Source organism: Enterobacter sp. Acro-832 (genome assembly GCF_011752745.1).
Lineage (GTDB): Bacteria > Pseudomonadota > Gammaproteobacteria > Enterobacterales > Enterobacteriaceae > Enterobacter > Enterobacter quasiroggenkampii.
Map to the genome: position 1 here is coordinate 113539 of NZ_VWWX01000008.1, position 24229 is coordinate 137767.

The following is a 24229-nucleotide window of genomic DNA, read 5'->3' on the forward strand; positions in this document are numbered from 1 at the left end:
TCGCGAAAATTACATTATTTCTGCGAGCCGATTTCCAGAATAGTAATTTATATTTCTTATGAATTAATCGGAAATAAAAAGGGAGTGAATATTTCACTCCCTTTATTCATCGATGAATTAACGGCTTCAACCCATTGCGCTTTCGCGCAGTCGGGCTTTCAGCTTGTTATATTCGTCGATCACGTACTGTTCCGCCGCGTGCTGATCCGCAATCGGCTCAACGTTGACGGCGCAGTATTTATACTCCGGCGTTTTGGTTATCGGGCTTAAGTTCTCCGTTACCAGCTCGTTGCAGGCACCAATCCACCACTGATAGGTCATATAGACCGCCCCTTTGTTTGGACGATCGCTGACCTGCGCACGGGTGATGATCCGCCCTTTGCGCGAATTCACCCACACCAGCGCCTCGTCCTCAATACCAAGGCGTTCCGCATCGGCGGTGTTGATTTGCGCATAGCCCGGTTCGTCCGCCAGCGCGGCCAGCGCGGCGCAGTTGCCGGTCATCGAACGACAGGAGTAGTGGCCCACTTCACGTACGGTGGAGAGCACCATTGGATACTCATCGGTGAGTTTATCAATGGGCGCGACCCAGTCGCAGGTGAAGAATTGCGCCAGCCCGTTCGGGGTGTCGAATTTCTCCTTAAAGAGATAGGACGTGCCTTGATCGGCCTCCGACTCATCCCGGCACGGCCACTGGATGTATCCCAGCTCACCCATTTTTTCATAGGTGGCGCCGTAGAAGTCCGGACACAGACTGCGCAACTCGTCCCAGATCTCCTGGGTGTTGTTGTAGTGCATCGGGTAGCCCATACGGGTGGCGATTTCGCTGATAATCTGCCAGTCCGTTTTCAAATCCCACTTCGGCTCGACCGCCTTGAAGAAGCGCTGGAAGCCGCGGTCGGCCGCCGTGTAGACGCCTTCATGCTCGCCCCAGGAGGTCGACGGTAAAATGACATCCGCCGCCGCCGCGGTTTTGGTCATGAAGATATCTTGGACAATCACCAGCTCCAGATCCTCAAACCCTTTACGCACTGCAGAGAGCTCGGCGTCGGTCTGAAGCGGATCTTCACCCATGATGTAGGCCGCACGCACTTCGCCATGCGCCGCGCGGTGCGGCAGCTCGCTGATGCGGTACCCGGTGTGTTCCGGCAGGCTTTCCACGCCCCAGGCCTTCGCGAATTTGGCGCGGTTCTCCGGGAATTTCACGTACTGGTAGCCAGGATAAGTATCCGGCAGCGCGCCCATATCGCAGGCGCCCTGCACGTTATTCTGACCACGCACCGGGTTCACGCCAACGTGGGCTTTACCCAGATTACCGGTCAGCATTGCGAGGCTGGTCAGAGAGCGCACGGTTTCCACGCCCTGGTAGAACTGGGTCACGCCCATGCCCCAGAGGATGGCGGCGGTTTTCGCCCCGGCATACATCCTGGCCGCCTGACGGATCGCCTGCGCGCTGACGCCGGTTATCGCTTCAACCGACTCTGGCGTGTAGCCTTCGACTATTTTCTTATACTCTTCAAAGCCTTCCGTACGGGTCGCGACAAACGCCTGGTCGTACAGGTTCTCCTCAATGATGACGTGTCCCATTGCATTCAACAGCGCGATGTTCGAGCCGTTTTTCAATGCAATGTGCATATCCGCAATGCGCGCGGTTTCAATTTTGCGCGGATCGCAGACGATGATTTTCGCCCCATTCTGTTTAGCGCGAATAACGTGGTTCGCGACGATAGGGTGAGAATCCGCCGGGTTATAACCAAAGATGAAGACGAGATCGGTATTATCTATCTCGTTGATGGCATTACTCATTGCGCCGTTACCGACCGACTGGTGCAGACCTGCAACCGATGGGCCGTGTCAGACGCGAGCGCAGCAGTCGACGTTATTGGTACCAATAACGGCGCGCGCGAATTTTTGCATCACATAGTTGGTTTCATTTCCCGTCCCGCGGGAAGAGCCGGTGGTCTGGATGGCATCCGGGCCATACTTGGCCTTGATGGCGCTCAGGCGCGTGGCGACGTAATCCAGCGCCTCGTTCCAGGAGACGGCTTCCAGCTTACCGCCGCGCTCGCGGCGGATCATAGGGGTTTTCAGGCGCGGGGTAAGGATTTGGGTATCGTTAATAAAATCCCAGCCGTAGTAACCTTTCAGGCACAGCGTACCCTGGTTGGTTTTCCCCTGTGCGGCCTCCGCCCGGACGATTTTGCCGTTATCGACCACCAGGTGGATCTTGCAACCTGAGGCACAATAAGGGCAAACCGTGACGACTTTTTTCATCAGTCTGCTCCAGTTAATCGAATCATTCGCACCCACTATGCAGCTTCTATGCCATGTTTTTTGTATGGGTATACCCTGACTTTACGGCCCATCCGGGGTGAAAACCCTGACAAAACGCAGTCAATCGTCAAAATTGACGTGTCGACAGGGCGGCGGATGTGACATGGGTTGAATTTCCGTCACTGAAAAAACCTTTTGACTGGAGCCGACGGCAGAATAGTTCAGACTTAACATAATCCCCTGACGGAAGCATACGATGAAACCGGCGATTCTGGTGGTTGATGACGATACGGCAGTCTGCGAACTGCTTCAGGACGTGCTGAGCGAGCACGTCTTTAGCGTGCTTGTCTGCCATAACGGCCAGGATGCGCTGCGCCAGGTGCAGCAGGAGCCGAATATCGCGCTTGTGCTGCTGGATATGATGCTGCCGGATATCAACGGCCTGCAGGTTCTGCTGCAGTTGCAAAAGCAGCGTCCGGCGCTACCGGTTGTGATGTTAACCGGGCTGGGCAGCGAGTCAGACGTGGTGGTGGGGCTGGAGATGGGGGCCGACGATTATATTGGCAAACCGTTTAACCCGCGCGTGGTGGTTGCCCGCGTGAAAGCGGTGCTGCGCCGTACGGGCGTGTTGGCGGCAGAAACCCCCGCAGCGCCCGTCGCGGGCATTGCGTTTAACGGATGGACGCTTGATACCACCCGCTGCGAGCTGAGCGATCCGCAGCGTAATCCCGTGCCCTTAACCCAGGGCGAGTACGGCCTGCTGCTGGCGCTCACGCAAAATGCCCGTCGGGTGTTGAGCCGTGACAGGCTGCTCGAGCTGACCCACAGCGAAAGCGCCGACGTGTTCGATCGCACGATTGACGTGCTGATCATGCGCCTGCGCCGGAAAATAGAGGCTAACCCGCATCAGCCTGCGCTCATCAAAACGATCCGCGGGCTGGGTTACGTGTTTGCCACCGATGTGAGCCGGCCCGAACAGGCGGCATAAGGCTTACGTTATCGCCGGAACAATGATGGCGGCAAAGATGGCAGCGATGCACAGATACTTGAGGGCGTAATAGGCCTTACGGTTTCTTTTTTTCAGACGCTGCCCCCGCTCGCGACCTGCATGAACGTATTTAAAAATGCGGTTAATGCCACCAGTGCTGTCATTCTCGTCATTCGGTGAGCTGGCTGCAGACATTAGCGTGGTTCCCACCCAATGGTTAACCGCCTGCGCCCAGCGCCATTTCATCGGACGCTCAATATCGCAGAAGAGAATAATGCGCGTTTGATCCGTTTTATTCTCTGCCCAGTGGACGTAGGTCTCATCAAAAATAACGGCTTCTCCATCCCGCCAGCTGTGGCGCTGCCTGTCGACTTCAATAAAGCAGCGATCGTCATTCGGTGTGAATAAGCCCAGATGGTAACGAACCGAGCCCGCGTACGGGTCCCGGTGCTTGCCAAGCTTCGCTCCCGCCGGCAGCTCGGCAAACATGGCCGCCTTCACCGAAGGGATTTCACTTACCAGCCGGGTCGTCACCGGGCATAAAGACTGTGCGGAGGGATGGGCATCGGCATACCACTTCAGATAAAAACGTTTCCAGCCGCGTTTAAAAAAGGTGTTAAAGCCAGCGTCGTTATTATTTTCCGCCGCCTTAATATGATGCTGCAAACGCAGCGCCTCTTCACGAATAACCAGCCAGTTTTCCGTCAGCTTATTTAATTCCGGGAAGCGTTCTGTTTCAAAGAAAGGCTGCCTGGCGGGCAGGGAAGAAAACGCTGTCATAAACATATTGATGGGCGCCATGAACGTCGAATGGTCGAAGAGCTGACGAGAAAGCGTCTGTTTTTCTTTGCCGCGTGAATGCGCATAAATAACGCTGATAATGAAAATACCGATGATGATGGCTGCGAACATTTTTCCCTTGTCCTCTTTCTATCTCATTTCGGAAAAGCGTGCGGACAGTGTGCTGCCCACGCCGAATATGCCAGATGGAGAGAGTGTAGTTCGGGGATGTAAAATTCATAGAACTGTAATGAAATATCGCAATTATTGTTAAATTAAACGCTCTCGCGAATCAACGCCTGCAGCTCCGCCAGCGTTTTTGCGCCGTCAATCGCATTGGCTGCCAGCAGGCTTGCCCGCGCGCAGGCGTGCGCCAGATAAATACTCTCTGTCAGCGGCAGCGATTCATGGCAGCCGTATAAAAAGCCCGCGCAAAAGGCATCGCCCGCGCCGACGCTGCCGATAATCTCTTCCTGCTCCAGCATCCATGACGGGATCCAGCGACCCTCTTCACCGCGGGCTTCTCCCCATGCGCCTTCCGGACAGTGGATCACCACCCGCTGGCGTACGCCAGCCGCCAGCAGCTGCGCCGCAGCATCGGCGATATGGGCAATATGCGGGGCGTCGTTTTCGTCACGCATTGTCAGGCCGCTAAACTCACCGGCCTCCAGCTCGTTAATGACGAGATAGTCGAGATGGCGCAGGGCAGGGAGCACCAGCGGCTGATAGCGTGGGTCACCCTTGCGGGAAACCAGGTCGAGCGAGGTTTCATACCCCTGGTCACGCATTTGTGCCAGCAGCCGCGCGCTGCGGGTGCCGAACTCGTCATCGGGCATATCCAGGCTGTCGAGCAGCAGGAGATAGCCGAGATGGAAGATCTTCATCGATCCGTCTAAGCGATCGAAAGCGGGAAGATCCAGCAGGCGGTTGGCCCCCGGTGAGTGGAAAAAGGTGCGCTGTCCGCTGGGATCGGTCATCACCTGCGACATGGAGGTTGGCGCAAAGGTGGTGCGCTGTACGCGCTGGCGGTTGACGTGGTACTGGTCGAGCATCGCCAGAATGTAGTCCCCGTCGCTGTCTTCGCCAATCAGCCCCACCGCCTGCAGCGGCAGGCCAACGTGCATTTTCGCCAGCGTCAGCAGGACGTTGAGCGGCGCGCCGCCGGTTGAGCGTTCGCTGTGGGTGATTTCCGCCAGCCAGCCGCGCTCCGGCCACTGCACGATCTGGTGAACGTGGTCCACCAGCATATTGCCTGCGGCGATGATGCCTTTGCGTTCCATTATGCCTGCCCCGCGCTGCCGAAGATGCGCATCTGTTCGGCGACCGTATCCGTAATCGCCTCTTCTATGCCCAGCAGCAGCTCGGCAAACTCGTCGTAGAGCGGCTGGCGTTTTGCCATACGCTGCTCCACGGCGGCGAGCGCGGCCTGCGACATCCCGGTATAGAAATTGATTTTATGAATGCCCAGCTCGATGGCGCGGCGGAAGTCGGCATCGCTAATCCCGGAGCCGCCGTGTAATACCAGCGGCAGTCCCGTCTGTTGACGAATGGCGTCCAGACGCGGGAAATCGAGCTTCGGCTCGCCCCTGTATTTGCCGTGCGCGTTACCGATAGCCACCGCCAGCGCGTCGATGCCGGTTGAATCGACAAATTCGCGCGCCAGCTGTGGATCGGTGAAGAAGGCTTCATCCGCATGTCCGTAAAGCGCGCCGCCTTCATCACCCCCGACCGCGCCCAGCTCCGCCTCCACCGAGACGCCCACCGCATGGCACATCTTCACCACTTCCCGCGTCTGGCGGATGTTTTCCTCATAGCTCAGCGTAGAGCCGTCGAACATCACCGAGCTGAACCCTAAGCGCAGGGCGCGCACCACCGCCTCGAAATGCAGGCCGTGGTCGAGATTGAGCACCACGGGAATGTCGTGACGGGCGGCTTCGAACTTCACCGCTTCGACAAGGGAATCCAGCGACACGTACTTAAAGTGCACTTCGGCGATGTTGATGATAAACGGCGAGCGCTCCTGCTGTGCGGCGGCGAACAGCGCGCGCAGGAAGTGGGAGTCGAGCACGTTAAATGCGCCCAGTGCATAGCGGTGTTGTCTGGCGTGGGCAAGACCGTCGGCAAGAGAAATCAATGGCATCATTCACCCCTTATATCCGAAACAGGTTGTACTCATTGCACAGCACCAGCAGCGCCGGCTCGTCTTCTTCGATGTTGTTATAGCGGGCAACGGGCTGCAAAAAGTGGTTGTCGTGTTCATCGTCATTGACCGAGGACACTTCCCCGACCAGCACGTCGCCGAAGCCGCGTTCGCCCCAGAAACTGTGGTAAAGACCGGGCGTCAGGCAGATGCTTTCCCCTGGTGTGAGGCGCAGCTGGCTGCCGGGGGCGTGGGTTTGACGGCAGCCGTCGACGGTGACCGTCACGTCGGTGTTTTCCGTCTCTTCATGCGCCCCGGCATTCCATAATTCCACGATCAGATTCCCGCCGCCCCGGTTGATGATGTCTTCCCGTTTACGCCAGTGAAAATGCATCGGCGTGACCTGGCCGTCCCGCACGTGCATGATTTTTTCGGCATAGTTTTTTTCATACGGCACGCCGTTGGGCGAGCCGTTGCGCAGGGTAAACAGCGTCAGGCCCTCAGCGGCAAAGTTGTTGCCGCCGAATGCCGTCACGTCCCAGCCGAGCCTGAGGTCGAACACTTCCTGCCATGCAGCCTGGTCAAGCTGTTGCCATTTCGTTGGCGGAAAGCTGGCAAAAGGCGGGAGATGAACGTCGTGCATGGAGAAAAACTGCCGCGTGTGGCCGAGGATTTCGTTAATGTCGGAGCGTTTCATGGGGACTCCTTGAAAACAGTCCCCTCTCCCTGCGGGAGAGGGAAAAGGATCATTTAACCGTCCACCCCTTATACGTGCCGACGTTCTTTTTATCGATCATCGTCACCGGGATCAGCACGGGCGCTTTCGGCGCAGGTTTGCCCTGGAGAATGTCATAGCCGATCTCCACCGCTTTTGCCGCCATGACCTGCGGATCCTGCGCCGGGGTCGCCACAAACAGCGAGTTTTCACGCTTCAGCGCTTCCTCACCGTCCGGTGAACCATCCACGCCAACGATAAAGAACTCATTGCGCTGCGCCTGTTTCGCGGCCAGATCGGCGCCGATCGCCGTCGGATCGTTAATCGCAAACACGCCGTCGATCTTCGGATTGGCCGCCAGCAGGGAGGTCATGACTTCCAGACCGCCTTCACGACTGCCTTTGGCGTTCTGGTTATCCGAGAGCACCTTGATATCCGGATGTTTTTTGAACTCCGTCTGGCAACCTTCCACGCGGTTTTGCACCGCTGAGACCGGCGGTCCGTTGATGATCACCACGTTGCCTTTCCCTTTCAGGCGGTCGGTAATGTACTTACAGGCCATCTCACCCGCCTGGGTGTTATCGGAGGTGATGGTCGCATCAGCCCCTTCCGCCGCCACGTCAACCGCCACGACCACGATCCCGGCGTCCTTCGCGCGCTTCACCGCCGGGCCGATCCCTTTGGAGTCCGCGGCGTTGAGGATGATCATGTCCACTTTCGCGGCGATGAAGTTGTCGATCTGCGCCACCTGCTGGCCCAGATCGTAACCGCTGGAGACCAGCGTCACCTTGACGTTATCCCCCGCTAGCTTGCGCGCTTCCAGCTCGGCACCTTTGGTGATCTGCACGAAGAACGGGTTAGCCAGGTCGCCCACCGTCACGCCAATGGACTTCAGATCTTTCGCCTGCGCAAACGGCGTTGCGGCAAGCAGCGCGCCAGCACAGAGCGCAGTTACTAACGGTTTCAAACGCATCTTGTCTTCCTCACTCGTAGGGTATTGTTGTTATGCACTTTGATGGTGTCGGGTACGGTATTTGTCGATCAGCACCGCAATGATGATCACCGCCCCTTTGATCACCAACTGCCAGAAGTAGGAGACGCCCATCAGCGTCATGCCGTTGTTGAGGGTGGCGATGATCAATGCGCCGACCAGCGTGCCGGTGATCGTGCCGATCCCGCCGACAAAGCTGGTGCCGCCAAGGATCACCGCCGCAATCGCATCCAGCTCGTAGCCTGTGCCGAGGTTACCGTTAGCGCTGTAGAGGCGTGAGGCGCTCATGACGCCGCCGAGGCCGGAGAGCAGGCCGCTCATGCCGTAGACAAACAGCAGCACCAGCCAGACCTTAATGCCCGTTAAGCGCGCCGCCTGCATGTTGCCGCCCACGGCGTAGATATGAACGCCGAGCGTGGTACGGCGCAGGATGAACCAGCACACCACAATGACCGCCAGGGCGATCACTACCAGCCAGGGAATTGGGCCGAGATAGTTATTGCCGATCCACTCGAAGTTGATGTTCGAGTTAATGACCGTCGTGCCGTCGGCCAGCAGGTACGCCGCGCCGCGCAGCGCCGTGTAGGTGCCGAGCGTGACGATAAAGGGCGGCAGCCCGGCAAAGGCCACCAGCGCGCCGTTAAACAGGCCCAGCACCATGCCGAGCATCAGCGCGGCGGGAATGGACAGCCCGGCGAATTCGGGAATGAGCGATACCACCATCGCGGCCACCGCCGTGGTGCCGAGAATCGACCCCACGGAGAGGTCAATCCCGCCGGTGAGGATAATGAAGGTCATTCCCGCCGCCAGCACGATGTTGATCGACGCCTGACGAGTAATGTTGAGCAGGTTGCTCTCGGTAAAGAAGTTCGGGGCAATAAAGCCAAATACCGCCACAATCAGGATCAGAATTGGCAAAATACCGACCGTTTGCATCAGATCGCTCATCAGCATTTTTTTGGCGGAGGCGGATTTTGCCACCTGCTGCGGATGGGTTGGAGTTGTCATGATTGCACCGCCTGATGATGAGTGTCGTTCACGCCGGTTGCCAGCGTCATAATGTTTTCCTGAGAGATGTCACGCCCGTGAAGCTCGCCCGCAATGCTGCCTTCGCGCATCACGTACACCCGGTCGCTCATCCCCACCACTTCCGGCAGCTCGCTGGAGATCATCAAAATCGCCACCCCTTTGCGCGCCATCTGGTTCATGATGCGGTAGATCTCGCTTTTCGCCCCGACGTCCACGCCGCGCGTGGGTTCGTCCAGAATCAGAATGCGCGGGCCGATGGCGACCCAGCGGGAGATGAGCAGCTTCTGCTGGTTGCCGCCCGACAGCCCGCCTGCGCGCACCTGAGCATGGGACACGCGGATGTTAAGCAGGGCAATGGCGTCATCGGAGATGGCCTGCGCTTTTTTGCGGTTTAACATGCCGAAGGTGGCGTCGCGCTCCAGCGTCGCCATAGTGATGTTCTCCTGCGCCGCCAGCTCCAGAAACAGCCCCTGCTCCTTGCGGTTCTCGGTGAGAAAACCGATGCCGTTTTCGATGGCCGCACGCGGGGAGTGGATCACCACCGGCTCGCCGTCGACCTCAATCATGCCGCCCGTGGCTTTGCGCACGCCGAAGATAAGCTGTGCCAGCTCGGAACGTCCGGCCCCGACCAGCCCCGCCAGCCCGACGATTTCGCCGGAACGCACCTGCAGGCTGCAGGGTTGTACTTTTTTACCGTCGGTGAGGTGATGCACGTTGAGGCGCGGGCTGCCGAGGGGGATATCACGCTCCTTGTTGAACAGGTCGCTTAACGGTCGTCCCACCATCATGCGCACCAGCTCGGAGGCGTTGAGCTTGTCGCGCGTCAGGCTGCCGACGTACTGCCCGTCGCGCAGAACGCTGACGCGGTCAGAGAGTTCATACACTTCCGCCATGCGGTGGCTGATATAGATGATCGCCATCCCTTCATCGCGCAGGCGTAAAATCAGTTCAAACAGGCGATGCGTTTCCCGCGAGGAGAGGGCGGCGGTGGGTTCATCCATCACCAGAATGCGGCTGTTGCGGTGCAGCGCGCGGGCAATTTCTACCTGCTGCTGTTCGGCGATGGTGAGCTTCATCACCAGATCGGTGGCGCTGAACTGTGCGCCGAGGCGGTCAATCACCGCCTGCGCCTGGGCAGCCATCTCTTTGCGCTGCACCATCCCGCCGCGCGACAGCTCGCTGCCGAGGAAGATATTTTCGGCTACGGTCAGATTGGGCGCGAGCTGCATCTCCTGATAAATCAGGGTGATGCCCGCGGCCAGCGCATCCTTCGGCCCTTTAATGTGAAACGACTGACCGTCAATCAGGATCTCGCCGTGGGTGGCGGTATAGGCCCCCGCGAGGATTTTCATCAGCGTGCTTTTTCCCGCGCCGTTTTCGCCCATCAGCGCGTGGATCTCACCGGGAAAAACCGTCAAATCCACACCCTTGAGCGCGTGGAAACTGCCAAACGTTTTGGCAATGTTGCGCATCTCTAATACCGGGGTTCTGCTCATGGCGGATCTCCTGTGAATGCCGATTTCTGCACTTCATCACAGGTGCGTAAATGCAAAATGTCAGAAGCTGTTCATATTTGTCATAGTTATGAATAGCTAATGTGGATCACAGTTATTGAATTACCCTCACCCCGGTCCTCTCCCTGAAAGGGAGAGGGAGCAAATCATTCCCTCGCCCCTTTGGGGAGAGGGTTAGGGTGAGGGGACAACAAAGCGCAAAGGAGCCTCAATCCATGCCATCACGCCCCCCGTTCTTCACCAGCGCCCGCGGTCGCCTGCTGATTTTCAATCTGCTGGTGGTCGCCGTGACGCTGATGGTGAGCGGCGTGGCGGTACTCGGCTTCCGTCACGCCAGTCAAATCCAGGAGCAGGTGCAGCAGCAAACGCTGGACGATATGACCGGCAGCATGAACCTGGCCCGCGATACCGCCAACGTGGCGACGGCGGCGGTGCGGCTCTCGCAGGTGGTGGGGGCGCTCGAGTACAAAGGGGAAGCCGAGCGCCTGAAGCAGACGCAAATGGCCCTGCGCCATTCGCTGGAACAGCTTGCGGAGGCGCCGCTGGCGCAGCAGGAGCCAGCCCTGGCGGCGCGTATTATTCAACGAAGCAATGAGCTACAGCAGAGCGTGACGGAGATGCTGGAGCGCGGACAGCGACGCCATCTTGAGCGTAACGCGTTGCTGAGCTCGCTATACCAAAGCCAGAGCTACCTGCGCCATCTGCAGGACATCAACCGCCGTTATGACAGTAACGTACCGGATGCGCAGCAGCTGATGGAGATGGACCGGCTGATCGCCGCCGCCATCGATACCCCTTCGCCGCGCGCGACCATCCAGCAACTGGACGCGGTGGCTGCAACGCTGCCCCGGCGTGCCGCACAGCCGGTCGTAAAGACGGTTCTGCCTGATTTTAATGCCGAGCTAGGTCAGCTCGCCCCGCTGTCGAAGCAGCTGGAGGAGAGCGATCTGGCGATAAGCTGGTATATGTTCCACATCAAGGCGCTGGTGGCGATCCTCAACAGCGACATCAATCAGTACGTGGAGCAGGTGGCGCAGGCCTCCCGGCTTCGCACCGCCCAGAGCCATCACGAACTGCAATCCATCAGCGTATTTATCACCATTTTCGCCGTGCTGGCGCTGATCATCACCGGGTGTGCCTGCTGGTATATCTACCGCAATCTGGCCTCCAACCTGACGGCCATTTCCCGGGCGATGTCGCGTCTTGCTCACGGTGAACAGGATGTGTCCGTCCCCGCGCTGCAGCGGCGCGATGAGCTGGGTGAACTGGCGCGCGCGTTTAACGTTTTTGCCCGCAACACCGCCTCGCTTGAGCACACCACGCGCCTGCTGAAAGAAAAAACCACGCAGATGGAGATCGACCGCATTGAGCGTCAGGGGCTGGAAGAGGCGCTGCTGCACAGCCAGAAAATGAAGGCCGTTGGGCAACTGACGGGCGGGCTGGCGCATGATTTTAATAACCTGCTGGCGGTGATCATCGGCAGTCTTGAGCTCACCGACCCCGAATCAAACGACGCGCCGCGCATTACCCGGGCGCTGAAGGCGGCCGAGCGTGGCGCCTTACTGACCCAGCGCCTGCTGGCGTTTTCCCGCAAGCAATCCCTGACGCCGCATGCGGTAGAGATGCTGCCGCTGCTGGAGAACCTTCGGGAACTGCTGCGTCACTCCTTGCCCGCCACCCTGACCCTGGAAATTGAAGCGCAATCCCCGGCATGGCCCGCATGGATCGACGTTAGCCAGCTGGAGAACGCTATCATTAATCTGGTGATGAACGCGCGCGATGCGATGGAAGGGCAAAGCGGGGTGATTAAAATTCGCACCTGGAATCAGCGCGTTACCCGCAGCGACGGACGCAGGCAGGATATGGTGGCGCTGGAAGTCATTGACCGCGGCAGCGGCATGTCGCAGGAGGTCAAATCCCGGGTCTTTGAACCATTCTTCACCACCAAACAGACCGGGAGCGGGAGCGGGTTAGGCCTGTCGATGGTGTACGGCTTTGTGCGCCAGTCCGGTGGTCGCGTGGAGATTGAAAGCGCGCCGGGACAGGGAACGACCGTGCGGCTTCACCTCCCGCGCTCGACGCAGCCCGCCGCTGTAGATGATGAAGCGCTGTCAGCCACCGCCTCCGTCGAGAGCGAGCGCCTGGTGCTGGTGCTGGAGGATGAAGCGGATGTCCGTCAGACCCTGTGCGAGCAGTTGCACCAGCTTGGCTATCTTACGCTCGAAGCGGACAACGGCGAGCAGGCGCTGAACATGCTGGCGGCGTCGCCGGATATTGGCATGTTTATCAGCGACCTGATGTTGCCCGGAAGCCTGAGCGGGGCCGAGGTGATTAACCATGTGCGCAGTCACTATCCGCAGCTTCCGGTGCTGCTGATCAGCGGCCAGGATTTACGGCCCTCGCATAATCCTCAGCTGCCGGACGTTCCGTTATTGCGTAAGCCGTTTACGCGGGCGCAGCTGGCGCAGGCTCTGCGGAAGGTCATGGTAATTTGAGATTCCTCCGCTACCCCCGTTTCCTGCTGTTCATTATCGTAAGGCCAGTTCACCTGCGAGTCTGGCCTTATGAAACGTTACTCAACTGCTCTGTTATTTGGTCTGCTGTCACTCACCAGCCAATTGGCTCATGCCGACATTGTTGATGATGCTATTGGCAACATTCAGCAGGCGATCAACGATGCCTACAACCCCAGCAGCAGCCGCAGCAATGACGACGACGATCGTTATGACCGCAGCCGTCAAATCGACAGTCGACAGTACGACGATCGTCGTCGGCAGCTCGAAGACAGACGCCGCCGTTTAGACGAGCGCCAGCGCCAGCTGGATGACGACAGGCGTCGGTTAGAAGAGGATGAGCGCAGGTTAGAAGACGATTACGATCGAGGCTAAAGCCTGGTGGCGCTTCGCTGACGCAGGCCTGCAAAAACCTGGACCGTAGGCCGGGTAAGGCGCAGCCGCCACCCGGCAAAACTCAGTCCAGTACCAGCACCATCCCGTCATACCCCGCTTCAATGCCGTCGGGCAGTGGGTTATCCATCATCCACACGTCAAACTGATGGCTGATATGCGTCAGGATCACCTGCGGGCAGCCAATCACCTCGTTTAGCGCAATCACGGTATTTAAGTCGCAATGGTTTCGCGGCGTTTCGTCGCGCGGTGCATGGCTGCAGTCGATAATCATCGCCTGCGGCTGATTGTTGAGCAGGAACTTCACCGTTTTTTCCGGCAGTCCGGCGGTGTCGGACAGCCAGGCCACGCGGCTGTGGGCCGACTCCAGCAAATACCCGAAGGTCAGTTTCGAATGGTTGAGCGGCAGCGGCGTGACCCGCATACCCTGAAGCTCAAACATCACAAACGGTTCGACTGTGTGGCTGAAATCCAGAATACCGGGGTGTTTAAACAGGTCGTCGCATCCGGCATCGTCCGGCGGACCGTAAACCGGAATCGTCGCGCCCACGCCCCAGCGCAGGGGGAAGAGCCCCTGAACGTGATCCATATGGTAATGGGTCAGCAAAAATTGCTGAAAGCTGCCTGCGGCCCAGTCGTCCATCAGGTGCGGAATACCGGCATCCAGCAGGGTCACCGCATCGTTGAATTTGACCACCGCGCTACAGGGACGACGGCGATAGTTATCCTGCAGGCGCGCCCGGCGACACGCCGCGCAGTCGCAGCCAAAGACCGGCACGAGTTGCGCGCTTCCGGTTCCTGTTAACGTGATTGTCAGACTCATAACGCACCTCTACAGCGGTTTGGTGAATCGGAAATGGCTCTGCGTATATCCTTCACGGACGTAAAAACGATGGGCGTCCACGCGCTTCACGCTGGTGGAGAGTTCGGTCAGCTCCGCGCCGGCCTCTCGCGCTACCCCTTCCGCCCAGGCCAGCAACTGGCTGCCCACCTTTAACCCGCGCGCCTGCGGCATCACCACCAGCTCCTGGATCTCGCCGATCCAGCGCGCGTGATGGAGATGAAACTGCATGTGCAGGCCGATCATGCCGATGACCTGCCCGTTAAGTTCGGCAAGCTGATAGCGCATATTGCGATCCTGCAGATTGGCAAGATAGCCCGCGTGAAACGCCTGGCGATCGAACTCGGCCTGCTTTAACTCGCAGATTAACGCGTAAACGATTTGCGCATCGTCGGCGGTGGCGGGACGAAGCGTGCAGTCAGGCATGCTGTTTCTCCTTCTGACGGATAAGCGATAAAAAGGTCTCGACTGACTGTAGCAAACTTCCGTCGTTATTGAGGACGTGGCAGTCGGACGGGGTATAGCGGGCCGCACGCTCCAGCCGCTGGTCGATCTCACGGGCGGATTCACGACCCCGGCTCTGCAACCGGCTGCGCAGGACGTCCGGTGAAACCTGCAGGCAGACCGGCAGCAGGGCCGCTCCATAGCGGGCGCGCGCTTGCGAAAGATGCGCCCGTGAACCGTTGACCAGCACGTCGAACCCCGCATGCAGCCACAGATCGGTCTCGATGCCGATCCCGTAGTAATAGCCGTTGGCGTGCCAGCTCAGCGCCAGCAGATTTTGCCCGGCACGGGTGAAAAACTCCTGCTCGCTCAGGGCGATATGGTTTTCACTCCCCGCATTCGCCGACCGGGTAATGTACCGGTGCGCCACCAGCAGTTGCGGATGCTCCTGCTGCCGTAAGGCGGACAGCAGGCTGTCCTTACCGGAGCCGGACGGCCCCATTAACCAGATAAGTCTTCCCATCAGAACACCCTCTTTCCCTGACGCCAGACGTGGTCGATATGGATGTGCTCGCCCTTGCGGTGGGCCAGCACCAGATCCGCCCGCTTGCCTTCGGCTATCTCGCCGCGATCCTGCAGGTTAAGTGCGCTGGCCGGGTTTTTCGTCACCAGGCGAATCGCCTGTGGTAGCGTAAAGCGGTTGCCCTCGTCGTCGGCCACCCGGAACGCCGCATCGAGCAGGCTGGCGGGGTAGTAGTCGGACGAGAGGATATCCAGCAGGCCAAGGGAGGCGAGCTTGCTTGCCGCGACGTTACCGGAGTGCGAGCCGCCGCGCACGATGTTCGGTGCGCCCATCAGCACGTTCATGCCGTGCCTGCGGGAGGCTTCAGCCGCCTCGAACGTGGTGGGAAATTCGGCGATCACGCTGCCAAGCTGATGGGATTCGACCACGTGATCGTGTGTGGCGTCGTCATGGCTGGCCAGCGCGATATTACGGTCCCGGCACATCGCCGCAATCCTGAGACGGTTAGGCTGGGACCACTGTGCCGCAAGCGCCAGCTGCTCTTCTTCGTAACGGGCCATCTCCGCATCGCTGAGAGAATACTTGCCCTGATAGTATTCGCGATACTTTTCAATGTTGGCGAACTGACGCTGCCCCGGCGAGTGGTCCATCAGGGAGACCAGCGAGACCGGCTCGCGGCCGACCAGCTTTTCAAACAGCGGCAGGGTGGTGTGGTGCGGCAGCTCGCAGCGCAGGTGCAGGCGGTGCTCGGCGCGGTTGAGGCCGCGTTTTTGCGTCTCCTCCACGGTGTTGATCATCTTCTCCAGGTTCTCCAGACGGTCGCCACCGTCGCGCACGTCACCGATGGCCACCGCGTCCAGTACGGTGGTGATGCCGCTGGCGACCATCAGCGCATCGTGGCTGCTCATCGCTGAATGCGCGGGCCAGTCCACCTTCGGCCGTGGCGTGAAGAACTTGTCCAGATTATCGGTATGCAGTTCGATCAGCCCCGGCAGCAGCCAGCCGCCGTCGCCGTCCATCGCTTCGGGTGAGCGGCTCTGGGTTTCGGCAAACGCGCGGATTGTTCCGTCCTGGATCTCAATCGAGCCGCCAACCACCTCATTGTCCAGTACCAGCTTGACGTTATTGATAATCATGCAGGAGTCCCCATTGGGTGCAGCCTGTCCGCGACGCGGGTGCGAACGCTCTCGTCGTGGAAGATCCCGACGATCGCCGCCCCGCGCGCTTTGGCCTGTTCGATCAGTTCCACCACGGCGGCGCTGTTTTTGCTGTCGAGCGAGGCGGTGGGTTCATCCAGAAGTAAAATCGGGTAGTCGACGATAAAGCCGCGGGCGATATTGACGCGCTGCTGCTCGCCGCCGGAAAAGGTCGACGGGGCAAGGTGCCAGAGGCGCTCGGGCACATTGAGGCGCGTCAGCAGGCTGGCGGCTTTGGCGGCGCAGATTTCGCGCGGCACGCCGAGATCCAGCAGCGGCTGCATCACCACGTCGAGGGCGGAGATCCGCGGGATCACCCGCAGAAACTGGCTCACCCAGCCGATCGTGGTGCGGCGCACGTCCAGCACCTTCCGCGCGGGAGCCTGTACCAGGTCGACCCATTCATCGCCGTGGCGAATATGAATATGGCCTTCGTCGGGCAAATAGTTGGCATAGAGGGAGCGCAGCAGGGTCGATTTTCCGCTGCCGGAATGGCCGTGCAGCACCACGCATTCGCCGCGATTAACCTCCAGAGAGGCATTTTGCAGCACCGGCAGACGCACGCCGTTTTGCTGGTGGAGCACAAAGGTCTTACTTACGTTTTGTACGTGGATCATGTTGGCCTCGCGATTTGTTTTGCCGGGTGGCGGCTTCGCCTTACCCGGCCTACAGGTGCGCTATTCGTAGGCCGGGTAAGCGCAGCGCCACCCGGCAGCAGCAACCTCAGTTCTGCAACACGGACGACACCAGCAGCTGGGTGTAGGGATGGTGGGGATCGTCGAGCACACGGTCGGTTAACCCACTTTCCACCACCCGACCCTGCTTCATCACCAGCAGGCGGTCCGCCAGCAGGCGCGCAACGCCCAGATCGTGGGTGACAATCACCACTGCCAGGTTCAGCTCTACCACCAGGCCGCGCAGCAGGTCGAGCAGACGAGCCTGCACCGAGACGTCCAGCCCGCCGGTGGGTTCATCCATAAATACCAGCTTCGGGTGCGTGACCAGGTTGCGGGCGATCTGCAGGCGCTGCTGCATACCGCCGGAGAAGGTGGTGGGCAGGTCGTCGATGCGCGAGGCGGGGATTTCCACTTCTTCCAGCCAGTGTTGCGCCGTAGAGCGGATATTGCCGTAGTGGCGCGCGCCGGTGGCCATCAGGCGTTCGCCGATATTTCCCCCCGCCGAGACCTGAGGGCGCAGGCCGTCCATCGGGTGCTGATGCACCACGCCCCACTCGGTGCGCAGCAGGCGGCGGCGCTCGGCCTCGCTCATGCCGTAGAGGGAGTGTCCCTGATAGAGTATCTCGCCGTGTTGCGGCGTCAGGCGCGCGGAGATGGACTTCAGCAGGGTGGTTTTGCCTGAGCCGGACTCGCCGACAATCCCCAGCACTTCGCCCGGCCACAGCTCGAACGACACGTCGCTAAAGCCTTTGCCCGGCGCATACAGGTGGGTCAGGTTGTTAACCGAAAGCAGCGGTTTCATTGGCCGTTCGCCTCGCTCTGTTGGCGGCAGAAATCGGTGTCGGAGCAGACAAACATCCGTTTGCCCGTGTCATCCAGCACCACTTCATCCAGATAGCTGTGTTTGGAACCGCAGATGGCGCACGGCTCGTCCCACTCCTGCACCGTAAACGGGTGATCGTCGAAATCCAGGCTTTCGACACGCGTGTAGGGCGGGACGGCGTAGATGCGTTTTTCACGTCCGGCACCGAACAGCTGCAGGGCGGGCATCATGTCCATCTTCGGGTTATCGAATTTCGGGATCGGCGACGGGTCCATGACGTAGCGCCCGTTGACCTTCACCGGGTAGGCGTAGGTGGTGGCGATATGGCCGAAGCGGGCGATATCCTCATACAGCTTCACCTGCATGACCCCGTACTCTTCCAGGGCGTGCATGGTGCGGGTTTCGGTTTCGCGCGGCTCGATAAAGCGCAGCGGCTCCGGGATCGGCACCTGGAAAATCAGAATCTGATCTTCAGCGAGCGGGGTTTCCGGAATGCGGTGGCGGGTCTGGATCAGCGTCGCGTCTTCGGTTTTTTCCGTGGTCGCGACGCCCGTTACCCGCTGAAAGAAGTTGCGGATCGACACGGCGTTGGTGGTGTCGTCCGCGCCCTGGTCGATGACCTTCAGCACGTCCGCCTCGCCGATCACGCTGGCGGTGATCTGAATACCGCCCGTGCCCCAGCCGTAGGGCATCGGCATTTCGCGGCCGCCGAACGGCACCTGATAGCCCGGGATCGCCACCGCTTTAAGTATCGCTCGGCGGATCATGCGTTTGGTTTGCTCATCCAGATAGGCAAAGTTGTAGCCGCTTAAGTTAGCCATGTTTGCGCTCCCGTTGCAGGCGTTTCAGCAGTTCCAGTTCGGCCTGGAAATCGACGTAGTGCGGCAGCTTGAGGTGCGAGACGAAGCCCGCGGCCTCGACGTTATCCGCGTGGGCCAGGACGAACTCTTCGTCCTGTGCCGGGCCCGCGATGTGTTCGCCGTAGTCCGGCGCCTGCAGGGCGCGGTCGACCAGCGCCATGGCCATCGCCTTGCGCTCGCCAAGGCCAAACACCAGCCCGTAGCCGCGGGTAAAGTGCGGGTCTTCATTTTCGGGGGCAACAAAACCGTTCACCATTTCGCATTCGGTCATCAGCAGTTCGCCGACGTTCACCGCAAACCCCAGCTCTTCCGGCACGATTTCAACGTCGATGTAGCCGCTGCGAATTTCGGCGGCAAACGGATGGTTACGCCCGTAGCCGCGCTGGGTGGAGTAGGCCAGCGCCAGCAGATAGCCTTCGTCGCCGCGCATCAGCTGCTGCAGGCGGGACGAGCGTGAACAGGGGTAGACCGGCGGCGTGCGGGTGATATCGTCCGGCTGCGCGCCTGAATCTTCCTCCGTCTTCGCCAGGCCTTGTTTCGCCAGCAGGCTGAAGACGTGCGGGGACGGTTCCTGTTCGGCGTCAGAGGTGCTGAGCGGCGACGTCTCGCCGTTCGCCAGCAGGGTAAAATCCAGCAGGCGATGGGTGTAGTCACAGGTAGGGCCAAGCAGCTGGCCGCCCGGGATGTCTTTATAAACGGCAGAAATGCGGCGCTCCAGGCGCATCTCCGCCGTGTTCACCGGCTCGCTGACCGCCAGTTTCGCCAGCGTGGTGCGGTAGGCGCGCAGCAGGAAGATCGCTTCCACGTTATCACCGCTGGCCTGCTTCAGGGCTAGCGCCGCCAGTTCTCGGTCGGCGATGCCGCCCTCGGTCATTACCCGGTCTACGGCGAGGTTTAGCTGCTGCTCGATTTGGGCGACGCTCAGCTCGGGCAGCTGTTCATCGCCCCGTCGTCTGTGCGCCTGCAGCGCATGGGCGGCGGCGATGGCCTTCTCGCCCCCTTTAACGGCAACGTACATCAGCACACCTCCACGTGGGTGGTCCGCGGGATGGCCAGCAGGCGTTCGCCGCAGGTCAGGATCAGGTCAATGCCCAGCGGGAACGGGTGCGGGCGCTCGGTCAGCTCGTGAATGATGCACTCCGGCAGCTGCGGCGCGACCATGCGCTCGTCGGCGATGCCTGCGCCGGTCAGGCGCAGCATGCGGCCGCCGCTCAGGCTGGCGACCTGCAAAATCAGCGTGGCGCTGGTTTCCGGGGCGACGGCGGTGCCTTCGCTCAGGGCATTCAGCTGTTCATGGCTGATTTGTTCGTCGGCCACGGCAAAGATCGCCTGCCGGGGCTGATCGACCAGCGGAGCGCCGGTGTGAAAACGCAGGTTCTGGCTGGCGATGTCGTTCGACAGGGCGCCCGAAAGCCATACCGGGGTATCGTTGTCGGCCAGGGTCAGCAGTACGCTGGTGGTGGCCAGATTCAGCGGCAGCCAGCCCTGGGAGAGCTGGTGCAGCGAGACAATCACGCCCGGCTCGCTCATGGCCTTCAGCAGGCGACGAAAACTGTGTTGGGCATCCTGGACGGCCAGGGTAAAAGCAGGTTGAAGCGTCATGCGTTGTCTCCGCGAACGAGCGTAAAGAAGTCGACCCGGCTGGTATTCACTTCGGCCTGACGCGCGGCAAGACGTGCGGCGCGGTCGGCCTCCAGCGGGGAAATAAGGGTTTCCATCAGCGTCTGGAAATGCGGTGGTTCCTGTAAAAGCGCGTCGATGACCGCGCAGCGCTCGGCGTGGGCTTTATCACGCCCCAGCACGTAGCTGTAGCCCAGCGTGCCGCTGTGCAGGCGGATCGCTGCGCGGGTGAGGGTGGCATCCCCGGCGAAAAAGCGCTCGCCGGTGCCGCCCATGCGCGCCTGGATCTGCACAAGGCCGATCTCCGGCGCGCGGAGGATGTCGTACCCGGGGGCCAGGCTAAGGGCGTTCATGCGGGCAGACAGCGCAGCAGGCTGGCTGTGGGCCAGCACGCGCATCCAGCGCTGTCGGGTGGCGGTGTCGAAGTGCATTCAGTGCTCCATGGTGAATTCGATCATGTCGGCGCGGGTCAGGCTGACGGAGTATTCCGTCGCGTCGATCTCGCCGTCACGGTGGTTGAGGGTGCGCACGCAGAGCAGCGGGGCCATATTGGGGATTTCGAGCACTTTGCTCTCTTTCGCCTGCGCGCGGCGGGCGCTGATGCGCGTCTGGGTGCGTTTCAGCGCAATGCCTGTCGCATTCTGGAGAAAATCATGCAGCGAACCGCTGGAGAAATTCTGCAGCACGGGCCAGAGGGTGAGATCCGCGAAGTAGTGGTCTATCTGGCACACCGCGACGCCGTTGACCCGGCGCAGGGTGCGCAGGTGGATGACGTTGTCGCCCTCCTGAATACCCAGCGCGTCTGCCACGTGGCTGGAGGCCGGGCGTAAGACCGAGAGCAGCTTTTCGCTGGTCGGGTGGCTGCCCTGATCCAGCAGGTTCTGGCTAAAGCGCGCCTGGGCGTTAAGCGGGTAGTCGAACGGACGCATCAGCACCAGCACGCCTACGCCCTGACGGCGCTGGACCCAGCCGCGCTCGACCAGCTGGTCAATGGCGCGGCGCAGGGTGTGTCGGTTCACTTCATAGCGGTCGGCAAGCTGCTGCTCGGCAGGAAGGTAGTCTCCGCAGCGGTAGTGCGTGCGCAGCTCCACTTCGAGCTTCGCCGCAATCTCTTGCCAGCGGGTGGGGTAACTGGTCGGATGTCTGGATAAGTGCATAGAAAACAAAGCCTCGCTTCTCAGATGAAGTGCTTACGCAAACGTTGAGAGAGGAAATCCAGCAGGCTGACGGTGACGATGATAAGCACCATCAGGGCGCAGGTTTGCTGGAACTGGAAACCGCGAATCGCTTCCCACAGGGTGACGCCAATCCCGCCTGCGCCGACCATGCCGACGACGGTGGCGGAGCGGACGTTGGACTCAAAGCGGTACAGGGAGTAGGAGATCAGCAGCGGCATCACCTGTGGCAGAACGCCGTAGAGGATCTCTTCGATTTTGTTGGCGCCGGTCGCGCGAATGCCTTCCACCGGACCGGGCTCAATGGCTTCGACCGCCTCGGAGAGCAGCTTGGAGAGCACGCCGGTGGTGTGGATGAACAGCGCCATGACGCCCGCAAACGGACCCAGGCCGACGGCGACCACGAACAGCATCGCAAAGACCATTTCGTTGATCGCTCGACAGGCGTCCATCAGGCGGCGCATGGGCTGGTATACCCACCACGGCACGATGTTTTCGGCGCTCATCAGGCCAAACGGAACAGAGAGAATAACGGCCAGCGCGGTGCCCCAGACGGCGATTTGCAGGGTGACCGCCATTTCGCTGAGGTAGTCCTGCCACTGGCTGAAGTCCGGCGGGAAGAAGTCGGCGGCGAAGGTCGCCATGTTGCCCGCGTCTTTGAAGAGCAGCAGCGGATCCATTTCCGCGCCCTTCCAGGAGATAACCAGCACCGCCAGCAGGATGGCCCAGCTTATGAGCGAGAACCAGCTGCGCTTTGGCGGTGGGAGGGTGATGGTTTGCATGTTTGGCTCCGTGGGGCTTTGTGTGCCGGATGGCGCTACGCTTATCCGGCCTACGATCCAAAATGTAGGCCCGGTAAGCGCAGCGCCACCGGGCGAAAAGCGTTACTGCACCGCTTTATTCACGCTCGTCATCGCGCCGAGCGCGGCGGTCAGGCGGTCGAGGTCTTCAAGCTGGGCCTGAATCGCGGCCACTTTGCTGGTCTTCTCCTCGTCCTTCAGGCCTTTGTTGTCCTTCACGCCCTGCATCTCTTTAAACAGCGCCAGCTGGCGAATCGGGACCAGCTGCAGGTCGCTTGACGGGCGGAACGGTGCCCAGCCCAGACGTTCGAGGACTGCTTTCTCTTCCGGCGTTTTGCCATAGGTCATAAAGAAGTCGTACACCTTGTCCTTGGTGCTTTCGGACAGGTTTTTACGCCACACGATCGGGTCGCCGGGGATCAGCGGGGATTTCCAGATAACCTTGATCTCTTTCAGCTTGTCCGGTGCGGAGGTCTTCAGCTTGTCGAGGTTCTCGGTGTTGTTGGTGGCAACATCCACCTGCTTGTTGGCCACGGCCAGTGCGTTGGTTTCATGGCTGGCGTTCACTGTGCGCTTGAAGTCGCTGGCGGAGGCGTTATTTTTGGCGAAGACGTAGTAGCCAGGGACCAGGTAGCCGGAGGTAGAGTTCGGATCGCCGTTGCCGAAGGTCAGCTCTTTGCGTTTGGCGAGCATGTCATTGAGGTTGTTGATTGGGCTGTCTTTGTTGACGATCAGCACGCTCCAGTAGCCCGGGGAGCCATCTGCCGCGACGGTCTGGGCAAAGACCTGGCCGTTCGCGCGGTCCACCGCTTCCATGGCGGAGAGGTTGCCGTACCAGGCGATGTCCACTTTGTTAAAGCGCATCCCCTGGATGATGCCCGCGTAGTCCGGGGCGAAGAAGGCGTTCACTTTGATCCCCAGTTTGGTTTCCATATCTTTCAGGAACGGTTCCCACTGAGGTTTCAGGTTTTGCTGTGATTCCGTCGAAATAATGCCGAAGTTCAGCGCTTTTTCCTGCTCTTGTGCATACGCCGGGCTTAACAGGGTGCTGAGGCTGAACATGCTGGTAAAGGCCAGCGCGGCAACGGCTTTGTAGCTCATGTACTTTCCTCGGATCGGGTTTAATTAAGCAGCCTGCGCGTTCTCTTCGACGCGGTTAATGCTGCGGTAGAGATGGTCAAAACGTTCGTTATCAAACTGATGGCTCGCGCCATCAAAGAACACGTGTCCCTGACGCAGGGCGACGATGCGTTCGCAATAGCGCAGGGCGTAATCCACCTGATGCAGCGTGACCACCACGGTAATGCCGTCGTTCTGGTTAATGTCGCGCAGGGTTTCCATCACGATGCGGGCGGACTCCGGGTCCAGCGAGGCAATGGGTTCGTCAGCGAGAATGATTTGCGCTTTCTGCATCAGCGCGCGCGCAATCGCCACGCGCTGCTGTTGTCCACCGGACAGGGTGGAGACGCGCTGGTGGGCGAAGTGCGCCATGCTGACGCGGGTCAGCGCCTGTAAGGCTTCCTGCTTCTGGGAAGGGGTGAACCAGCGCAGACAGGTGCGCCAGAACGGGGTGCTGCCGAGCGCGCCAATCAGCACGTTCTCCAGCACCGTCAGGCGGTTTACCAGGTTGAATTGCTGGAAGATGTAGCCCGTCTGGGCACGGCTCTTGCGGATATCGCTCGCCAGACGCCCCGCGCGCTGTACGGTATTACCCAGCAGCTCGACGTGGCTTTCCGGCGTTTTATCGCCGGTGATAAGCCCGCTCAAATGGCGCAGAAGGGTGGATTTACCCGAGCCGGAAGGCCCGAGAAGCGCCACCATGTCGCCCTGCCGGACGGTCAGATCAACGGCATGCAGAGCCTTGTTGTGATTGAAGGTCTTGCTCAGTTTCTCGACGCGGATGACAGTTTGCATGTGCTGGGCCTCACGATAA

General features: G+C 60.1%; 25 protein-coding genes. 3 read left to right on the forward strand and 22 right to left on the reverse strand.

The window, feature by feature from the left end:
• Nucleotides 1-126 precede the first annotated feature (126 nt).
• Nucleotides 127-2274, reverse strand: a complete 2148-nt coding sequence (gene fdhF, locus F3J31_RS20940; protein ID WP_082087749.1) for a formate dehydrogenase subunit alpha — start codon at nucleotides 2272-2274, stop codon at nucleotides 127-129.
• A 256-nt stretch (nucleotides 2275-2530) separates the two neighbouring features.
• Here fdhF and F3J31_RS20945 point away from each other — a divergent pair, with 256 nt between their 5' ends.
• Complete coding sequence (locus F3J31_RS20945) at nucleotides 2531-3262, forward strand: response regulator transcription factor (RefSeq protein WP_167215091.1); 732 nt, start codon at nucleotides 2531-2533, stop codon at nucleotides 3260-3262.
• 3 nt (nucleotides 3263-3265) lie between these two features.
• Here the strand turns inward: F3J31_RS20945 and lpxO are convergent, their stop codons facing one another.
• The 7 genes from lpxO to F3J31_RS20980 form a co-directional block, all read right to left on the reverse strand.
• On the reverse strand, nucleotides 3266-4174 hold the full coding sequence (gene lpxO, locus F3J31_RS20950) for a lipid A hydroxylase LpxO (RefSeq protein WP_008500041.1): 909 nt from the start codon (nucleotides 4172-4174) through the stop codon (nucleotides 3266-3268).
• A gap of 143 nt (nucleotides 4175-4317) precedes the next feature.
• Complete coding sequence (locus F3J31_RS20955; RefSeq protein ID WP_167215094.1) at nucleotides 4318-5322, reverse strand: carbohydrate kinase family protein; 1005 nt, start codon at nucleotides 5320-5322, stop codon at nucleotides 4318-4320.
• The gene (locus F3J31_RS20960) at nucleotides 5322-6182 is read right to left on the reverse strand and encodes a ketose 1,6-bisphosphate aldolase (RefSeq protein ID WP_167215135.1); all 861 of its coding nucleotides are present in this window, start codon (nucleotides 6180-6182) and stop codon (nucleotides 5322-5324) included. The genes F3J31_RS20955 and F3J31_RS20960 overlap by 1 nt, the downstream gene beginning before the upstream one ends.
• 10 nt (nucleotides 6183-6192) lie before the next feature.
• Nucleotides 6193-6879: a D-lyxose/D-mannose family sugar isomerase gene (locus F3J31_RS20965; RefSeq protein ID WP_045909188.1), complete on the reverse strand. Its 687-nt coding sequence runs from the start codon at nucleotides 6877-6879 to the stop codon at nucleotides 6193-6195.
• A 49-nt stretch (nucleotides 6880-6928) separates the two neighbouring features.
• Nucleotides 6929-7870, reverse strand: coding sequence for an ABC transporter substrate-binding protein (locus tag F3J31_RS20970; RefSeq protein WP_021242935.1), 942 nt, complete (start codon nucleotides 7868-7870; stop codon nucleotides 6929-6931).
• Between the two features lie 30 nt (nucleotides 7871-7900).
• Nucleotides 7901-8896 (reverse strand): ribose ABC transporter permease, encoded by a 996-nt coding sequence (locus tag F3J31_RS20975; RefSeq protein ID WP_048030254.1) that lies wholly within the window; start codon nucleotides 8894-8896, stop codon nucleotides 7901-7903.
• Nucleotides 8893-10413 carry a sugar ABC transporter ATP-binding protein gene (locus tag F3J31_RS20980; protein ID WP_167215097.1) on the reverse strand — a complete coding sequence of 507 codons (1521 nt, stop codon included), beginning with the start codon at nucleotides 10411-10413 and terminating at the stop codon, nucleotides 8893-8895. Before F3J31_RS20980 ends, F3J31_RS20975 begins: the two co-directional genes overlap by 4 nt.
• A gap of 233 nt (nucleotides 10414-10646) precedes the next feature.
• Between F3J31_RS20980 and F3J31_RS20985 the strand changes: the two genes are divergently transcribed.
• The gene (locus F3J31_RS20985) at nucleotides 10647-12926 is read left to right on the forward strand and encodes an ATP-binding protein (protein WP_167215100.1); all 2280 of its coding nucleotides are present in this window, start codon (nucleotides 10647-10649) and stop codon (nucleotides 12924-12926) included.
• Nucleotides 12927-12995: 69 nt separating this feature from the next.
• Nucleotides 12996-13319, forward strand: a complete 324-nt coding sequence (gene yjdP / locus F3J31_RS20990) for a DDRRRQL repeat protein YjdP (protein ID WP_033144428.1) — start codon at nucleotides 12996-12998, stop codon at nucleotides 13317-13319.
• An 82-nt stretch (nucleotides 13320-13401) separates the two neighbouring features.
• Here yjdP and phnP read toward each other — a convergent pair whose 3' ends face one another.
• From phnP to phnC, 14 genes are all read right to left on the reverse strand, one after another.
• On the reverse strand, nucleotides 13402-14160 hold the full coding sequence (gene phnP, locus F3J31_RS20995) for a phosphonate metabolism protein PhnP (RefSeq protein WP_167215103.1): 759 nt from the start codon (nucleotides 14158-14160) through the stop codon (nucleotides 13402-13404).
• A gap of 9 nt (nucleotides 14161-14169) precedes the next feature.
• Nucleotides 14170-14604, reverse strand: a complete 435-nt coding sequence (gene phnO, locus F3J31_RS21000; RefSeq protein WP_167215106.1) for an aminoalkylphosphonate N-acetyltransferase — start codon at nucleotides 14602-14604, stop codon at nucleotides 14170-14172.
• On the reverse strand, nucleotides 14597-15148 hold the full coding sequence (phnN, locus tag F3J31_RS21005; RefSeq protein ID WP_090393124.1) for a ribose 1,5-bisphosphokinase: 552 nt from the start codon (nucleotides 15146-15148) through the stop codon (nucleotides 14597-14599). The genes phnO and phnN overlap by 8 nt, the downstream gene beginning before the upstream one ends.
• Nucleotides 15145-16281 (reverse strand): alpha-D-ribose 1-methylphosphonate 5-triphosphate diphosphatase, encoded by a 1137-nt coding sequence (gene phnM / locus F3J31_RS21010; RefSeq protein ID WP_167215109.1) that lies wholly within the window; start codon nucleotides 16279-16281, stop codon nucleotides 15145-15147. Before phnM ends, phnN begins: the two co-directional genes overlap by 4 nt.
• Entirely contained in the window at nucleotides 16278-16958 is a 681-nt protein-coding gene (gene phnL / locus F3J31_RS21015) for a phosphonate C-P lyase system protein PhnL (protein ID WP_167215112.1), read from the reverse strand. Before phnL ends, phnM begins: the two co-directional genes overlap by 4 nt.
• Before the next feature lie 106 nt (nucleotides 16959-17064).
• A complete protein-coding gene (gene phnK, locus F3J31_RS21020; RefSeq protein ID WP_167215115.1) occupies nucleotides 17065-17820 on the reverse strand; it encodes a phosphonate C-P lyase system protein PhnK in 756 nt (251 codons plus the stop codon).
• Nucleotides 17817-18662: an alpha-D-ribose 1-methylphosphonate 5-phosphate C-P-lyase PhnJ gene (locus F3J31_RS21025; protein WP_032650644.1), complete on the reverse strand. Its 846-nt coding sequence runs from the start codon at nucleotides 18660-18662 to the stop codon at nucleotides 17817-17819. Before F3J31_RS21025 ends, phnK begins: the two co-directional genes overlap by 4 nt.
• Entirely contained in the window at nucleotides 18655-19719 is a 1065-nt protein-coding gene (locus F3J31_RS21030; RefSeq protein WP_048030274.1) for a carbon-phosphorus lyase complex subunit PhnI, read from the reverse strand. Before F3J31_RS21030 ends, F3J31_RS21025 begins: the two co-directional genes overlap by 8 nt.
• On the reverse strand, nucleotides 19719-20303 hold the full coding sequence (gene phnH / locus F3J31_RS21035) for a phosphonate C-P lyase system protein PhnH (protein WP_023345283.1): 585 nt from the start codon (nucleotides 20301-20303) through the stop codon (nucleotides 19719-19721). Before phnH ends, F3J31_RS21030 begins: the two co-directional genes overlap by 1 nt.
• Nucleotides 20300-20752, reverse strand: coding sequence for a phosphonate C-P lyase system protein PhnG (phnG, locus tag F3J31_RS21040; RefSeq protein ID WP_045909201.1), 453 nt, complete (start codon nucleotides 20750-20752; stop codon nucleotides 20300-20302). The genes phnH and phnG overlap by 4 nt, the downstream gene beginning before the upstream one ends.
• Nucleotides 20753-21478 (reverse strand): phosphonate metabolism transcriptional regulator PhnF, encoded by a 726-nt coding sequence (gene phnF, locus F3J31_RS21045; RefSeq protein ID WP_023326523.1) that lies wholly within the window; start codon nucleotides 21476-21478, stop codon nucleotides 20753-20755.
• Nucleotides 21479-21498: 20 nt separating this feature from the next.
• Nucleotides 21499-22278 carry a phosphonate ABC transporter, permease protein PhnE gene (gene phnE, locus F3J31_RS21050; protein ID WP_048226491.1) on the reverse strand — a complete coding sequence of 260 codons (780 nt, stop codon included), beginning with the start codon at nucleotides 22276-22278 and terminating at the stop codon, nucleotides 21499-21501.
• 102 nt (nucleotides 22279-22380) lie between these two features.
• Complete coding sequence (phnD, locus tag F3J31_RS21055; RefSeq protein WP_024906756.1) at nucleotides 22381-23397, reverse strand: phosphonate ABC transporter substrate-binding protein; 1017 nt, start codon at nucleotides 23395-23397, stop codon at nucleotides 22381-22383.
• A gap of 24 nt (nucleotides 23398-23421) precedes the next feature.
• The gene (phnC, locus tag F3J31_RS21060; protein ID WP_167215118.1) at nucleotides 23422-24210 is read right to left on the reverse strand and encodes a phosphonate ABC transporter ATP-binding protein; all 789 of its coding nucleotides are present in this window, start codon (nucleotides 24208-24210) and stop codon (nucleotides 23422-23424) included.
• Nucleotides 24211-24229: the final 19 nt, after the last annotated feature.

What these genes read in the sequence shown, in the direction of transcription:
- F3J31_RS20945 (WP_167215091.1), top strand. Translation starts at nt 2,531, where the DNA reads ATGAAACCGGCGATTCTGGTGGTTGATGACGATACGGCAGTCTGCGAA.
- lpxO (WP_008500041.1), bottom strand. Translation starts at nt 4,174, where the DNA reads ATGTTCGCAGCCATCATCATCGGTATTTTCATTATCAGCGTTATTTAT.
- F3J31_RS20955 (WP_167215094.1), bottom strand. Translation starts at nt 5,322, where the DNA reads ATGGAACGCAAAGGCATCATCGCCGCAGGCAATATGCTGGTGGACCAC.
- F3J31_RS20960 (WP_167215135.1), bottom strand. Translation starts at nt 6,182, where the DNA reads ATGCCATTGATTTCTCTTGCCGACGGTCTTGCCCACGCCAGACAACAC.
- F3J31_RS20965 (WP_045909188.1), bottom strand. Translation starts at nt 6,879, where the DNA reads ATGAAACGCTCCGACATTAACGAAATCCTCGGCCACACGCGGCAGTTT.
- F3J31_RS20970 (WP_021242935.1), bottom strand. Translation starts at nt 7,870, where the DNA reads ATGCGTTTGAAACCGTTAGTAACTGCGCTCTGTGCTGGCGCGCTGCTT.
- F3J31_RS20975 (WP_048030254.1), bottom strand. Translation starts at nt 8,896, where the DNA reads ATGACAACTCCAACCCATCCGCAGCAGGTGGCAAAATCCGCCTCCGCC.
- F3J31_RS20980 (WP_167215097.1), bottom strand. Translation starts at nt 10,413, where the DNA reads ATGAGCAGAACCCCGGTATTAGAGATGCGCAACATTGCCAAAACGTTT.
- F3J31_RS20985 (WP_167215100.1), top strand. Translation starts at nt 10,647, where the DNA reads ATGCCATCACGCCCCCCGTTCTTCACCAGCGCCCGCGGTCGCCTGCTG.
- yjdP (WP_033144428.1), top strand. Translation starts at nt 12,996, where the DNA reads ATGAAACGTTACTCAACTGCTCTGTTATTTGGTCTGCTGTCACTCACC.
- phnP (WP_167215103.1), bottom strand. Translation starts at nt 14,160, where the DNA reads ATGAGTCTGACAATCACGTTAACAGGAACCGGAAGCGCGCAACTCGTG.
- phnO (WP_167215106.1), bottom strand. Translation starts at nt 14,604, where the DNA reads ATGCCTGACTGCACGCTTCGTCCCGCCACCGCCGACGATGCGCAAATC.
- phnM (WP_167215109.1), bottom strand. Translation starts at nt 16,281, where the DNA reads ATGATTATCAATAACGTCAAGCTGGTACTGGACAATGAGGTGGTTGGC.
- phnL (WP_167215112.1), bottom strand. Translation starts at nt 16,958, where the DNA reads ATGATCCACGTACAAAACGTAAGTAAGACCTTTGTGCTCCACCAGCAA.
- phnK (WP_167215115.1), bottom strand. Translation starts at nt 17,820, where the DNA reads ATGAAACCGCTGCTTTCGGTTAACAACCTGACCCACCTGTATGCGCCG.
- F3J31_RS21025 (WP_032650644.1), bottom strand. Translation starts at nt 18,662, where the DNA reads ATGGCTAACTTAAGCGGCTACAACTTTGCCTATCTGGATGAGCAAACC.
- F3J31_RS21030 (WP_048030274.1), bottom strand. Translation starts at nt 19,719, where the DNA reads ATGTACGTTGCCGTTAAAGGGGGCGAGAAGGCCATCGCCGCCGCCCAT.
- phnH (WP_023345283.1), bottom strand. Translation starts at nt 20,303, where the DNA reads ATGACGCTTCAACCTGCTTTTACCCTGGCCGTCCAGGATGCCCAACAC.
- phnG (WP_045909201.1), bottom strand. Translation starts at nt 20,752, where the DNA reads ATGCACTTCGACACCGCCACCCGACAGCGCTGGATGCGCGTGCTGGCC.
- phnF (WP_023326523.1), bottom strand. Translation starts at nt 21,478, where the DNA reads ATGCACTTATCCAGACATCCGACCAGTTACCCCACCCGCTGGCAAGAG.
- phnE (WP_048226491.1), bottom strand. Translation starts at nt 22,278, where the DNA reads ATGCAAACCATCACCCTCCCACCGCCAAAGCGCAGCTGGTTCTCGCTC.
- phnD (WP_024906756.1), bottom strand. Translation starts at nt 23,397, where the DNA reads ATGAGCTACAAAGCCGTTGCCGCGCTGGCCTTTACCAGCATGTTCAGC.
- phnC (WP_167215118.1), bottom strand. Translation starts at nt 24,210, where the DNA reads ATGCAAACTGTCATCCGCGTCGAGAAACTGAGCAAGACCTTCAATCAC.